The sequence below is a fragment of the Chromobacterium sp. W521 genome, from assembly GCF_052805975.1.
In genome coordinates, this window is record NZ_JBRBAF010000006.1 from 161,848 (window position 1) to 175,564 (window position 13,717).

The window sequence follows — 13,717 nt, forward strand, 5'->3', positions numbered from 1 at the left end:
TTTGCGTTGATCCCGGGGTAGCCATGCGCCGATTCGCCCATTTCACCGTGCGCAGCCGGCTGAGCGTGAATGCCGACAGGGTGTGGGCGCACGCCACCCGCGCCGCAGGCGTCAACGACGAATTGTGGCCCTGGCTCCACATGCGCTTGCCGGGCAAGGCCCTGCCTGCCGGGTTGACGGCTCCGGCGCAAATCGGACGTTGCTGGATTCTGCTGTTTGGCCTGCTGCCGGTGGAATACGATGACTTGGGGCTGACGCGGCTGGAACCGGGCGCCTTCGACGAGCGTTCGACCATGCTGACCCAGCGGCGCTGGCTGCACCGGCGGCGGGTGCGCGCCTTGCCCGATGGCTGCGAAGTAGTGGATCGCGTCGGCTTCGCGCCGCGCGCCCCCTGGCTTTTGACACTGCATTACGGCATTTTCCGTCTGGTCTTTGCCTGGCGGCATGCGCGTTTGCGCCGCCGTTTTTACCGATTGTGAAAGCGATGAAGAACCCTCCCGCTCTAGATCACCTGATCTCCGCTCTGAAAGTGTTGCCGGGCGTCGGCCCCAAAACCGCGCAGCGCATGGCCTTCCATCTGCTGCAACGCGACAAGAAGGGCGCGGACAAGCTGGCGCGCGCGCTGGACCGGGCCTTGACTCAGCTGACCCACTGCGAGCGTTGCAATACTTTCAGCGAAACGCCGCTGTGTCCGATCTGCGCCGACGAGGAGCGCCGTCAGGATTTGCTGTGCGTGGTGGAGATGCCGGCGGATCTGCTGACGCTGGAACAGGCCAAGTGCTTCGATGGCTTGTATTTCGTGTTGATGGGCCGCATCTCGCCGCTGGACAATGTCGGCCCGCGAGACATCAATCTGGACAAGCTGCTGGTGAGGGCGGCGGACAGCGCGGTGCAGGAGGTGATCATCGCCACCAATTTCACCGCGGAAGGCGAGGTTACCGCGCATATGATCGCCGAGCTGCTGAAGGAGCGTGGCCTGAAGGTGACGCGCATCGCGCGCGGCATGCCGGTGGGCGGCGAACTGGAATACGTCGATCTGGGCACTTTGGCGCAGGCGGTATATGAGCGCCGCGGCATTGGCCAGTAAGAGCCTGTTCAAAGCCTGCCTCGCTTCGTGGAGCCTTGCATGGTGAGTACAAGCTCAGAATGCTCATGCACCACTTGACCATTCCGCTATTTGTTCGGTTTCGCCTTGTCTCGTCTTTGCTTGCGAGACTTGAGCCGCTTTGTAGGGCTGGCCAGGAGGGCAAAAAAAGCAGGCCGGACTAGCCGGCCTGTAACAGAGGAACATCTGAATCAGTGTGAAAGCCCACACGCATGCGTGCGGGCTTTCGCGTTTTAGGAGAGCGCCGGTTCGTCGGCTTTCTGTGTCGTCGGTTGGGTGGCCGGAGCGTTGAAACGGTCGGCCAGGAAGGGGGTGACGTCCAGCGGCGGCGTCTCGCCGCGCACCAGCGCGTCCAGCATGACGCCGGTGATGGCCGAAGTCAGAATGCCGGTGCGGAAATGGCCGCAGGCGTTCAGGTAGCCGTCAACGCCTTGCATCGGGCCCAGGATGGGCAGCTCGTCCGGCGAACCGGGGCGCAGGCCGGCCCAGCAGCGCTTGATGTTGATGTTTTGCATCTCGGGCAGGCAGCGGATAGCGCCTTTGACCAGGCCGGCGATTTCCGGATAGGTGTTGGTGACGTCGAAGCCCTTGTCCTCGGTGGTGCTGCCGATCAGGATCTCGCCGTTGTCTTTCTGCGCGATATAGCAATCGCTGGTTGTGATGCAGCCGCGCAGCAGCTTGGGCATTTTTTCCGACAACACGATCTGTCCTTTGACCGGTTTGACCGGAATGCCGACGCCGGTTGCCCATTGGCTCAGCTCGGCGGCCCAGGAGCCGGCCGCGTTGATCAGGGTGTGGCAGTGGAATTCGCCGGCTTCCAGCGTGCGAACGCCGGTGACACGCGAGCCTTGCTTGAGCACGCCGGTGACATTGGTGTTGAAGAACACGTCAACGCCGTTCTGGCGAGCCGCCTCGGTGTAGGCGTCGGTCAAGCGGAAGGGGCTGACTTGATGGTCGCACAGAAATTCCAGCGCGCCGGTGGCTTCGTGGCTGATATAGGGCTCGTTTTCCCGCAGCTGAGCCTGGTCCACCCAGCGAACTTGATCGGATAGGTGGGGGATCTGCGCGGCGATGTGTTCGGCGTAGAGTTGGTCTTCCTCGTCGTAGATCACGAACTTCAGCCCGGTCTCCTCGAACTTGAAATCCATGCCGTGGTTTTCGATCAACTCCTGATGCAGGGCTGGATACAGCGCGTTGGAGGCCAGCGCGAAATTGAAGAAGGACTCCGGCAGGATGTGCGGGGTGCTGGCGTCCACGGCGATGGCGGCGCCGGCCGCCTCGCGCTTGTTTTTGGCCGAGGTCATGCGGAAGAAAATCACGCCGCAGCCCAGGCCCACCGATTCGCCGATCGCCCACAGGCCGCCGGCGGAGGCGCGCGAAGCGTTGCCGGGGCGCTTGGCGTCGATCAGCGCGATTTTCAGGTCTTTGCGTTTGGACAGCTGGTAGGCGCAAGAGGCGCCGATCACGCCGCCGCCGGCAATCACGATGTCGTATTGTCTGCTCATGGTCAGGCCTCTTCGGTTTCGGTTTGGAAGGCGGAGAAGGGCAAGGGGTCCAGCGGGAAGCGCGGCCGGATCCAGCCCACGTCCGCCTTGCCGGTGTGCTCGCGCAGGCGGTCGCTGCAATAGCCGACGCACATCTTGCCCTGGCAGTCGCCCATGCTGACGCGGGTGCGCATCTTCAGGCTGATCAAGTCCTGCACCCCTTGTTCCAGCGCGGAGTCGATATCCTTGCGCAGGGCGTTCTCGCAGCGGCAGATCACCGTGTCTTCCCGCGGCAGCGTCAACTGGCCGCTGCCGCGCTGAGTAAAGCTGTCGATGCCCACGCGGAAGCGCAGCACCGCCTTCAACTCCGTCAGATAGCGCTGACGATTTTTCTCGGCCAGTTCGGCGCTGATCGCGCCACTTTGTTTGAGCATGGACTGGGCGGCGATACGGCCGCTCAGCATGGCGGCTTCGCCGCCGCGCAGGCCGCCGATGTCGCCGGCCAGATGGATGTGGGCTTCGCTGCTCTGTTGCCAGCCGTTGATTTCCGGTTTGAGGAAGCCGTCGGCGTCGTAAGCGTGGCGCAGGCACATTTGCTGCGTGAGTTGGGTGCGCGGAATGAAGCCGTAGCCCACCGCCAGGGTTTCGGTGGCCAGGCTGACCGCGCGGTTCAGATCCGGCGTCCAGTTGTCGTCGTACGGCGCGACGGTGACTTCCTGCACCTCTTGCTGGCCGCTTGCCTCCACCACGCCCCAGCCGTAGTGCAGCGGCACGCCGTGGCGTTTCAGGTAAGCCAGCATGCTCAGGCCGTCCAGGAACAGCTGCGGCTTGTTGAGCATGGCCAGGGTTTCCTTGGCGATGCGGCCAAAGGAGCTGGCCTCGTAGACGCCTTGGACTTCTGCGCCGGTGCGGTGCAATTGACAGGCCACAAGCGGTAGCAAGGGGCCGGTGCCTACAATGGTGGTGCGGCCCAGCGGCTTGACCACGCCGCTTTTGATCTGCAATTGCAGCCCGCCCAGCATGATCACGCCGGGCAGGGTCCAGCCTGGAAAGGGCACGCTGCGCTCATGGCAGCCGGCGGACAGCAGCAATTGCTCAAAGTCGATCTTCTCGACCTTTTCTTGTTCATTCAACGCGTACAGCCATTGGCCGGCTTCGCCGCCGACGATGCGGGTGTTCAGTTTGACTTCTACCGCGTGGCTGACCTTGGCGAACTCCGAGTGCAGAGCTTGCATGGCGTCGCGGTAGCGTTCGCCCAGGTAGTCCAGGGTCACGCCTTGACGCAAGGGGCCGCGGTAAACCACGCCGCCCAGACGCGAGGCTTCGTCTATCAGCGTGCAGGGCTGGCCATGGTTGACCAGCTCGATGGCGGCGGCCATGCCGGCGGGGCCGCCGCCGACGATGATGGGGCGCATGCTCATTGCAGGCCCTCCAGTTCAATGCGGTTGGCCGCGGTCTCCACGGTCATGCCGGCTTGCACCACTGTCTGGCAGGCGCGGCGTTTGTAGCGGCCGTCGATGCGCACCAGGCAGCAGTGGCATACCCCCATGCCGCAGTAGGAACCCATGGTTTGCTGGCTGTCGTTGCGGCTGACGCGGCGCAAGCCAACGGCGTTGAGCACGCTGAGTACGGTCTCGCCCTGCGCGGCGACGACGGTGTTGCCATTGATGTTAATGGCGATTTGATCTGCATTCAATTTCTGAATGTCATATTTTCTGTCTAAATTTGGCATCGAAATAGCTCGTTCTGGTTCTGCTGACACGAAAGAGGTGCCGGAGAGTGGACAGTCTTTTCCGGCTGCGAGCGATTTTGTCGCGTCTGATTTTAGTCAGACAATCAGACTATATGGCGTCTGCCGTAGTCTAACTATGATGAATCGCTTTTAAATTGTCGCAGCATTGTTATCGCATTGTATGGATACAGGCAATGTACAGATTTCTGTAATCAGATGTATACAGATTGGCTGCGTCAGTGAGTGCGGCAAGAGGGTGGTCTATTTGTTTTTAATTAAAAAACAAATAGTTGTGTGGGTTTTGCGTGTTGTTAAACCGTTGGAATAATATGTTTTTCTGTTATTTTAATGCGTATAGCATTTTCAAAACTGTACATTAATTGATTATAATCAAATGGCTTGAAAAATGATGTCAATATCATTATTTTAGTCATTGGATATAGTGTGCTTCAGGACTTTTTTGTTTGAAACCAAGCCCTTGCGGAATTTTTCCAGGTGGGTTTCAGGGCCGCTTGCGCGCATTGCGGCCGGTTTCGCTCTGGTGCTCCTGATACCAGGCCTCCAGAGCCTCTTCCGCGTTCAGAATGTGCTGTCGCAAGAAGGCTGCGGCGCTGATTGCATCCTTGCGACGGCACAATTCGAGCATTTCGCTATGTTCGCGGTGGGCGCGGTCGCTGAAATTGGTCAGCAGAATCTGCATCCGCGTGTAGCGGTCGGTGCGGTTGTGAAGCTGCTCTATCAGCGCCAGGGTTTGCGGCCGGTTGGCCGCCTGATAAAGCGCTAGGTGGAAGCGTGAATTCAGGATGCCCCAGGCGCCGACATCCCGTCGGCGCAGCGCTTCTTCAAATTGCGTCAGCAGCGCCCCGGCCGCATCCAGATCCGCCTGAGTCTGCCGCGGCACGGCCTCCAGCAACATATCGCATTCCAGCAGCACTCTTACCCGCAGCAACTCCATCACTTCCGGCAGCGACAGTTGGGCGATCACCGCGCCGCGCCGCTCGGTAATCGCCACCAAGCCCTCTGCCTCCAGTTGCCGCAGCGCCTCTCGCAGCGGCACCCGGCTGACGCCAAGTTCCTTGGACAGCGCTTCCTGGCGCAGTTGAGTGCCGGCCGGCCATTCTCCCAGCAAGATGCGCTGGCGCAGTGTGTCGGTCGTGGTGGCGGTGAGGGTTTGGCGCGGGGCGGTGGTTCGAGGCATGGCGGTGTCGACGGTTGGAATCCTCAAATTATCACAGGCGCGGAGTGGGCCGGCAATGGCAAGGCAAGGGCGGCTTGATTGCGGCCGGCTTTGATCTTTGTAGGTTCTGTTTACGGATTGGTGTGTATTTTTGTATTCAAATATTGATGATTTTTTGCATGGTTATCACGATTTTCCATGATATCAAACATGCTGCAATGCAAGATGATAAAAAGCAACAAAACATAAAGCAATGATTTTATTGAATAAAAAATCTAATTTAATGTAAATCAATGCTTTCTCTACGCTGGCGCATCTCCATCTTGAACTGTAAAAATTGTATTCAAAAAATGACGGGGTTAGAGTGGCCACATCACATGCGAGGAGCAAGAACATGGCGGTGCGCGAATTCGAATGTCTGGATGGGCATACCTGCGGCAACCCCGTAAGGCTGGTAGTGAACGGCGGCCCGAAGTTGGAAGGCGAGACGCAAGCGGAGCGGCGCTTGGACTTCATTCGTCGCTATGACTGGATACGCACCGGCTTGATGTTCGAGCCGCGCGGCCATGCGCAGATGTCCGGCGCCTTCCTGTATCCGTCGACGCGGGCGGATTGCGATATCGCGGTGCTGTACATCGAGACCAGCGGCTGTCTGCCGATGTGCGGCCACGGCACCATAGGCGTGGTCACCATGGCGCTGGAACACGGGCTGGTGAGGCCGGCCGAGCCCGGGGTGTTGAACCTGGACACGCCAGCGGGCAAGGTGGCGGCTCAATATCGGATGGAGGGCGGCAAGGTCGCCGCGGTAACGCTGACCAATGTGCCGTCTTTTCTCTATTTGCGCGACGTGGAGGCGGAGGTGTCGGCGTTGGGCCGCTTGCGAGTGGATATCGCCTACGGCGGCAACTTCTATCCCATTGTCGAGGCGCAGCCGGGCTACCGCGACATGGCGGATTATTCGCCGGCGCAACTGGTGGAGATGGGGCGTGAACTGCGCGAATACCTGAACCGGCATTACGACATCGTCCACCCGTTGGACCCGAATATCAGCGGCGTCCGTCATTGCCTGTGGACCGGCGCGCCCAAGAACGCCGGCTCCAGCGCGGCCAACGCCGTGCTGTACGGCGAGTCGGCGCTAGACCGCTCTCCATGCGGCACCGGCACTTCGGCGCGGCTGGCGCAGCGGCATGCGCGCGGCCTGCTCGCCGTTGGTGAAAGCTTCGTCCACGAGAGCATTATCGGCAGCCAGTTCGTTGGCCGAGTGCTGGCGGAGACCCAGGTTGGAGATTACCCGGCAATCGTGCCTTCGGTGCAGGGCTGGGCGCGCTTCACAGCGTACAACCGCATCCTGTTGGACGACGCCGATCCCTATGTTCATGGCTTCGAGGTGGCCTGAGCATGAGCGAGCGAGTCATTGTCGTCGGCGCCGGCATCGTGGGCATCGCCACGGCCTTGCAATTGCGGCTGGCCGGCCTGGATGTGTTGTTGCTGGACCGCGGCGAGCCGGCGCGGGAAACCAGCTACGGCAACGCCGGCGCGCTGGCGGTCAGTGATGTGATCCCGCTGGCCGAGCCCGGCGTCTGGCGGCGGTTGCCTGGCTGGCTGCTGGACCCGCTGGGGCCGCTGGCGGTGCGCTGGCGTTATCTGCCGACGCTGGCGCCGTGGCTGGCGCGTTTTGCGCTGGCCAGCCGGCCGGCGCGGGTGGCTTCGCTGACCCGCGCGCTGGCGGCCTTGTTGAACCGAGCCGCCGCCGACTACGCGCCGCTGGTGGCGCGGGCCGGCCTGGACGGCATGTGGCGGCGGCACGGCGCGCTGACCTTGTACCGCGATGCGGCCGAACTTGAACGGGCCTTGCCGGCTTGGCGACGCAAGGCCGAGCACGGCGTGGCCTGGCAGACGCTGGATCAGGCTGCCGTTCAGGATTGCGAGCCGGCGCTGCGGGATGGATGGGCGCGCGCGGTCAAGGTGGCGGCCTGGTCCCATGTCGACGATCCCTATCTATTTAGCCGAGGCCTGCTCGATGCCTTCGTCGCCGTCGGCGGCGTTTTCGAACAAGCGGAAGCGGCCGCCTTGAGCGAGCGCGGCGGCAAGGTGGACGGCGTGGTCTGCGCCGACGGCCGCATGCTGGCTGCCGGGCAGGTGATCGTCGCCGCCGGCATTTGGAGCGACCGTTTCACCCGCCAGTGCCGCTACCGGGTGCCGCTGGAAAGCGAACGCGGCTATCACGTCAACTTGCCCAAGGCCGGCGTGGCCTTGCGTCATTTCATCCAGTGCGCCAGCGAAAGCTTTGTGATTCTGCCGCTGGCCGACGGCGGGCTGCGGCTGGCGGGCACCGTGGAGCTGGCGCACCGCGACGCAGCGCCGGATTGGCGGCGCGCCGAGATCCTGCTGGACAAAGCGCGCGGCATCGTCGGCGATTTCTCCACCGAGGACATGACGTTGTGGATGGGCAACCGGCCGTCGCTGCCTGACACCGTGCCGGTGATCGGCCCCGCGCCGGATCGCGCCGGCCTGTATTTCGCCTTCGGTCACGGCCACCTGGGCCTTACGCTGGCCGCCACCACCGGCGCGCTGCTGCGCGACATGGTGTTGCAGCGTCCCAGCGGCCTGGATTTGCATCCGTACCGCCTGGCGCGTTTTTAGCGCCGCGGCCCCATCGCGACGCTGGAGTGAGCCGCGCGGCTTCCGTCCACCCTCAAGCACAAAGGAAACACCCTATGCAACAACAAGGCATTCTGGTCCCCATCGTTACACCGTTCGACCGCGACGGCCGCCTGGATTTGGCGGCGCTGCGGCAACTGGTCGAGCGCTTCATCGAACAAGGCGTCGCCGGCATCGTCGCCTGCGGCACCACCGGCGAATACTACGCCTTGGACGAAGGCGAGCGCAGCCAAGTGCTGGAGTGCGTGGCCAAGGCGGGCAAGGGCCGGTTGCGCTTGATCGCCGGCGCCAACGACCTGTCCACCCGCGGCGCGATAGCGCGCGCGCGTCAGGCGGCGGAGCTGGGTTACGAGGCGCTGATGCTGGCGCCGCCGGCTTATAGCCTGCCGGATCAGGCCGGCATCATCGCTCACTTCAAGGCGGTGGCCGCCGCCAGCGCGCTGCCCATCATTCTCTATAACTTTCCGGCCCGCGCCGGCGTCTCCATCGACGTCGCCAGCGTGATTGAGTTGAGCCGCGTGCCCAATATCGTCGGCATCAAGGAAAGCAGCGGCGATTTCAGCCGCGCCCTGGCGCTGATTCAGGCGCGGCTGCCGGATTTCGAAGTGATCTGCGGTTGCGACGACCAGGCGGCGGATTTCCTGTTTTGGGGCGTGCGCAGTTGGATCAGCGGCGCGGCCAATGTCTTCCCCGGCGAGCAGGTGGCGATGTTGAACGCCGCCAAGGCCGAAGACTGGACGCGAGTGCGCGCGCTGATGGCGGCGATGTATCCGGCGATCCAGGCGATGGAGTCCGGCGGTTACAACCAGAAGGCCAAACTGGGCGTGCGCCGTCACGGCGTCGACGCCGGAGATGTGCGTCTGCCCTTGCTGCCCTTGCCGGGCGCGGAAGCCAAGGCTTTTCTCGACGCGCTGGCCGCGTTTGATCGCTAACGGGAGAACGAGATGCCATTAAGCAAGGAAGCAGTATTCGAGAGCGCCCGCGCAGGGCGCTTATGGGCCGGCTTGCTGATCCCCGGACATGAGGGCAGGGGGGCGCGGCTGGACAATATGACGCCGATGGACAATAGCTTGATCGGCCATGTCGCCGCCGGCGACGCCGTCGACGTCGACGCCGCGGTGGCGGCGGCGCGCGCATGCTTCGAGTCCGGCGAATGGTCGCGCCGGCCGCCGGCCGAGCGCAAGCAGGCGATGCAACGGTGGGTGGCGTTGTTGCGCGAACACGTGGAGGAACTGGCGGCGCTGGACTGCATCGACGCCGGCAAGCCGATCACCGAATGCCTGAACACCGACCTGCCGGCCACGCTGGACACCTTCGCTTGGTACGCGGAGGCGATAGACAAGTGCTACGGCAAGGTGGCGCCCACCGGGCCGGAAGCGCTGGGCTTCATCGTCAAGGAGCCGATAGGCGTGGTGGGCGCGGTGCTGCCGTGGAACTTCCCGGCGCAGATGTACGCTTGGAAAGTGGCTCCGGCGCTGGCCGCCGGCAATTCAGTGGTGGTGAAGCCGGCCAAGCAGACCTCGCTCAGCGCTTATCGCATCACCCAGCTGGCGCATCAGGCCGGCATCCCCGCCGCCGCGCTGACCCTGGTCACCGGTTCCGGGCAGGCGGTGGGCGAGGCGCTGGGCCGGCACCCGGATGTGGACATGGTGTCCTTCACCGGCTCCACTGAAGTGGGACGCTTGTTTCTGCAATACGCCGCCGAGAGCAATCTGAAGGAAGTGGTGCTGGAACTGGGCGGCAAGAGCCCGCAACTGGTGTTCGAGGACGCCGCGCTGGATGAGATTGTCGACGATGTGCTGGCCGCGGCGTTCTGGAATATGAGCGAAAACTGCAGCTGCGGCTCGCGCTTGATTGTCGCTTCCGCGGTCAAGGACGAGTTGCTTGAGAAGCTCAAGCGGCGGCTGGCCGGCTGGAAGCTGGGCCTGCCCACCGATCCTACGGTTCAGGTCGGCCCGCTGGTGGAGCAAGCCCACTTCGAGCGGGTGAAAGCCTATCTGGAAGCGGCCAAGGCCGAGGGCGCGCGGCTGGTCCACGGCGGCCGCATCCATGCCGAGCTGGGCAGCGGTTGGTATATCGAGCCCACCATCTTCGATCAGGTCAGCGCCAAGATGCGTATTTTCCAAGAGGAAATCTTCGGGCCCATCCTGGCGGTCAGCACCTTCGACAGCGAGGAAGAGGCGGTGCGCTTGGCCAACGACAGCGTCTACGGCCTGGCCGCCTCGCTGTACACCCGCGATGTCAAGCGCGCGCAGCGCGTCGCGGCCGCCTTGCGCGCCGGCACGGTGTCGGTCAACGGCTTTTCCGAAGGCGACATCACCACGCCTTTCGGCGGCTTCAAGCAGTCCGGCTTCGGCGGCCGCGATAAAGGCCTGGAAGCGCTGGAGCAATATCAACAGACCAAGACCATCTGGTACGTGAACTAGAGTCAGGCCCGGTGTCGCCCACGCGGCGCCGGGCTGCCTTCGGCAGCACCCATGTCAAAACAAAGGAGAGACGAGATGAAACCCATTATCCCCTTGCGGGCGGCGCTCGCTGGCGCCGTGTTGCTGATAAGCGCCTGGCCGGCCGCTGCCGAAACCCTGGTCAAGATCGGCTTCGCCTCGCCCTTGTCCGGCCCGCAGGCGCATTACGGCAAGGACAATGAAAACGCCGCGCGGCTGGCGGTGGACGAATTGAACGCGCGCAAGCTGCAGGTCGGCGGCCAGCCGGTGCGCTTCCAACTCTTGGCGGAGGACGATCAGGCGGATCCGCGCATCGGCACTCAGGTGGCTCAGCGCTTCGTCGACTCCGGCGTCAAGGCGGTGCTCGGTCATTTCAACTCCGGAGTATCCATCCCTGCGGCGCGCATCTACGCCGCCGCCGGCGTTCCGCAGTTGTCGGTGTCCACCAACCCGGTTTATACCCGGCAGGGCTACCGCACCGCCTTCCGGCTGGTGGGCAGCGACAGTCAGGTGGGGGCGGCGCTGGGCCGCTTCGCGGTGCAAACGCTGAAGGCGGCCAGCATCGTGGTGATAGACGACCGCACCGCCTACGGTCAGGGCATCGCCGACGAGTTCGCCAAGGCGGTGCAAGCCAGCGGCGGCAAGATCGCCCGCCGCGAGTACACCAACGACAAGGCCAGTGATTTCTCCGCCATCCTGACCTCGGTCAAGCCCTTGCGGCCCCAAGTGATCTTTTACGGCGGGGCCGACGCTCAGGCCGCGCCTATGGTCAAGCAGATGAAGCGGCTGGGTCTGGACGCCAGGCTGTTGGGCGGCGACATGCTGCAAACGCCTACCTTCCTCAGCTTGGCCGGCGACAGCGCGGGCGGCCACTTCGCCGGCATCCCCGGCGGCCAGTTGAACGACAGACCGGCGGGCAAGGCTTTCCGCCAGCGCTATCAGGCGCGCTTCAAACAGGACGTGGTGCGGCTGGGGCCGCAGTTCTACGACGGAATGATGATGGTGGCCGCCGCGATGCAGCAGGCGGGCTCGGTGGAACCAGCACGTTTCATGCCGGTCTTGGCCAAGCTTAGCTACGCCGGGGTCAGCACGGATTTTTCCTTTGACGCCAAAGGCGATCTCAACAAGGCGGCGGTGACGATTTCCGAGGTCAAGAACGGCCAGTGGACGACAAGAGCGGTGATGCAGTGAAAGGAGGTTTGAATGATGCGGTATTCCCAAGGGTAGTGGTTGAGCTTCGCTCGGGAACGGGTGGTGGGCAGCCGCGGCTTGCTGGCTTCCCGTCCTGACTGGAGTTCGCAATTCAAACCGGACCACGCCCTGATAACCCGGCTGGATCTTGTGATTGAGCCAAAGCTGCGCGAGCGCATCCTGCTGCGCTATCCAGACCACGGGGGGCTGGGCGAGGAGTTCGGCGCGCGCCGCACCGGTTTTATCGGCGCGTTCGGCGATTTGGGCGCGGCTTTGTCCGGCTATCTCTTGGCCAAGGTGATCGATGTTTGGGGCTGGAACGGTTTTTTCCTCGCCCTGTCCATCCCCCCTTGTTGTCCGCGCCTTGCTGCTGCCCCTTCTGGGGCAGCGCAAGCACTTGGCCCAGCGCGTGGCCGGGCCTGACGAGGCTTAGCGTACCTTGGTCGGGCTGAGCAGCTCGGCCAGCAGCGGCACGCCGGAACGATGTTGCAGCGGATCGAAGAAGCTGAAGTTCAGCCGCATCGCGTTGCCGGTGTCCTGCCCCGGGGTGTGGAACATCTGTGACGGCGCGAAGTGCAGCCCTTGTTGCATCGCCATCGGCAGCAGCCGGCGACAGTCTATGCCGGGCGGCAGCTCCACCCACAGGAAGTAGCCCCCTTGAGGCCTGGCCACCCGGCAGTCTGCGGGGAAGTGAGCGGCGATTTGCTGTTGCAGCGCGGCCAGATTGTTTTGCAGGCGCTGGCGCAGCAGGCTGAGCATATCCTCGTGATGGCCGCCGGCCAGCAGCCGGGCCAGCGCCATCTGGCTGGGCAGCGGCGTGGCCAGCGAACTGCATAGCTTGAGGCCCAGGATGCTGTCCCGGAAACGTCCTGCTGCGATCCAGCCCACGCGATAGCCGGGTGCCAGCGATTTGCTGAAGGAGGAGCAGTGCAGCACGCTGCCGCGCTGGTCAAAAGCTTTGAGCGGCAGCGGCGCGCCTTCGCCGAAGTACAGCTCGCGATAGGTGTCGTCCTCGATGATGGGCACGCGGTGACGCTCCGCCAGCGCCAGCAGCGCGGCTTTTTGCGAATCGCTCATCACCTGGCCGGTGGGGTGCTGGAAATTGGGCATGGCGATGATGCCGGCCGGCTGGTGCTGGATCAGCAGCGCCTCCAGTCGTTCCAGGTCCAGCGGCTGCCCTGGCGGGCAGTTGAAGCCGACGGCGCGCAGTTCCAGGTGTTCCAATTGTTCGAAGATGGGCGGGAAGGCCGGAGTGATCACCAGCATGCAGTCGCTGCCGCTGAGGCGGGCCACCGAGCGGATCGCCAGGTTCAGCGCCTCCATACCGCCGCAGGTGATCAGCATTTCCTCGCCGTCCAGCTCCACGCCCTGGGCCAGGTAGCGCAGCGCCAATTCTCGGCGCAAGCCTTCGTAGCCTTCGCTGTCGGTGCTGGACAGCGCGTAGCGGTAATCGCTGAGCGCGCGGGTCAGCGCGCGGGTCAGCGGCGTGGTGTTGATCAGCACCGGGTTCATGAACGGGCAGCCCCAAGGCATGGGCAGCGCCATGGTCAGGTGCTCGGCGCGGAACTCCCCAGGGTGGTCCGGCAGCGGCGGCGCTTGGCGCAGCGACAGCGAAGACAGACCCAGCACCCGGAAGCCGGAGCGGGGGAGGGATTCGATCAGGCCTTGTTTCTCCAATTCGGCGTAGGCGCGTTGGGCGGTGGTGATGCTGACCTTGTGGTCCAGGCACAGTTTGCGCAGCGAAGGCATGCGATCGCCGGGGCGCAGATGGCCTTGCTCGATGGCATGGCGAAAGCGCTGGCTCAGTTGACTGGTCTTGCTCATTGTATTCCTGGCGGTTGGACCGCGGCGGCGTTGCGCCGCGGTTTGACTCCTGATGGACTGCCTAGGATCGCCGATGTTTGCGTTGCGCTGAAAAAACGT

General features: G+C 63.5%; 13 protein-coding genes. 8 read left to right on the top strand and 5 right to left on the bottom strand.

Annotated elements, in window-relative coordinates:
• Positions 1–23: 23 nt before the first annotated feature.
• Together ACUXV1_RS11140 and recR are read left to right on the top strand one after the other, a co-directional pair.
• Positions 24–479, top strand: coding sequence for a hypothetical protein (locus ACUXV1_RS11140; RefSeq protein ID WP_446015418.1), 456 nt, complete (start codon positions 24–26; stop codon positions 477–479).
• A 5-nt stretch (positions 480–484) separates the two neighbouring features.
• Positions 485–1,087 (top strand): recombination mediator RecR, encoded by a 603-nt coding sequence (recR, locus tag ACUXV1_RS11145; protein WP_043591737.1) that lies wholly within the window; start codon positions 485–487, stop codon positions 1,085–1,087.
• A 251-nt stretch (positions 1,088–1,338) separates the two neighbouring features.
• Here the strand turns inward: recR and hcnC are convergent, their stop codons facing one another.
• From hcnC to ACUXV1_RS11165, 4 genes are all read right to left on the bottom strand, one after another.
• Positions 1,339–2,610 carry a cyanide-forming glycine dehydrogenase subunit HcnC gene (gene hcnC, locus ACUXV1_RS11150; protein WP_446015419.1) on the bottom strand — a complete coding sequence of 424 codons (1,272 nt, stop codon included), beginning with the start codon at positions 2,608–2,610 and terminating at the stop codon, positions 1,339–1,341.
• Between the two features lie 2 nt (positions 2,611–2,612).
• Positions 2,613–4,010 carry an FAD/NAD(P)-dependent oxidoreductase gene (locus ACUXV1_RS11155; protein WP_446015420.1) on the bottom strand — a complete coding sequence of 466 codons (1,398 nt, stop codon included), beginning with the start codon at positions 4,008–4,010 and terminating at the stop codon, positions 2,613–2,615.
• Complete coding sequence (locus ACUXV1_RS11160) at positions 4,007–4,285, bottom strand: (2Fe-2S)-binding protein (protein WP_275888038.1); 279 nt, start codon at positions 4,283–4,285, stop codon at positions 4,007–4,009. Before ACUXV1_RS11160 ends, ACUXV1_RS11155 begins: the two co-directional genes overlap by 4 nt.
• A 538-nt stretch (positions 4,286–4,823) precedes the next feature.
• A complete protein-coding gene (locus tag ACUXV1_RS11165; protein WP_043634040.1) occupies positions 4,824–5,519 on the bottom strand; it encodes a GntR family transcriptional regulator in 696 nt (231 codons plus the stop codon).
• A 373-nt stretch (positions 5,520–5,892) separates the two neighbouring features.
• Between ACUXV1_RS11165 and ACUXV1_RS11170 the strand changes: the two genes are divergently transcribed.
• From ACUXV1_RS11170 to ACUXV1_RS11195, 6 genes are all read left to right on the top strand, one after another.
• Positions 5,893–6,894 carry a 4-hydroxyproline epimerase gene (locus tag ACUXV1_RS11170; RefSeq protein ID WP_446015421.1) on the top strand — a complete coding sequence of 334 codons (1,002 nt, stop codon included), beginning with the start codon at positions 5,893–5,895 and terminating at the stop codon, positions 6,892–6,894.
• A gap of 2 nt (positions 6,895–6,896) precedes the next feature.
• A complete protein-coding gene (locus ACUXV1_RS11175) occupies positions 6,897–8,141 on the top strand; it encodes an NAD(P)/FAD-dependent oxidoreductase (RefSeq protein ID WP_446015422.1) in 1,245 nt (414 codons plus the stop codon).
• A 74-nt stretch (positions 8,142–8,215) separates the two neighbouring features.
• Positions 8,216–9,091 carry a 4-hydroxy-tetrahydrodipicolinate synthase gene (gene dapA, locus ACUXV1_RS11180; protein ID WP_081556302.1) on the top strand — a complete coding sequence of 292 codons (876 nt, stop codon included), beginning with the start codon at positions 8,216–8,218 and terminating at the stop codon, positions 9,089–9,091.
• A 12-nt stretch (positions 9,092–9,103) separates the two neighbouring features.
• Positions 9,104–10,585 carry an aldehyde dehydrogenase gene (locus ACUXV1_RS11185; protein ID WP_446015423.1) on the top strand — a complete coding sequence of 494 codons (1,482 nt, stop codon included), beginning with the start codon at positions 9,104–9,106 and terminating at the stop codon, positions 10,583–10,585.
• Positions 10,586–10,660: 75 nt separating this feature from the next.
• Positions 10,661–11,794, top strand: a complete 1,134-nt coding sequence (locus tag ACUXV1_RS11190) for a branched-chain amino acid ABC transporter substrate-binding protein (protein ID WP_081556304.1) — start codon at positions 10,661–10,663, stop codon at positions 11,792–11,794.
• Positions 11,795–11,833: 39 nt separating this feature from the next.
• The gene (locus ACUXV1_RS11195; protein WP_446015424.1) at positions 11,834–12,217 is read left to right on the top strand and encodes a hypothetical protein; all 384 of its coding nucleotides are present in this window, start codon (positions 11,834–11,836) and stop codon (positions 12,215–12,217) included.
• Between the two features lie 6 nt (positions 12,218–12,223).
• Here the strand turns inward: ACUXV1_RS11195 and ACUXV1_RS11200 are convergent, their stop codons facing one another.
• A complete protein-coding gene (locus ACUXV1_RS11200; RefSeq protein ID WP_043634016.1) occupies positions 12,224–13,618 on the bottom strand; it encodes an aminotransferase-like domain-containing protein in 1,395 nt (464 codons plus the stop codon).
• Positions 13,619–13,717 lie beyond the last annotated feature (99 nt).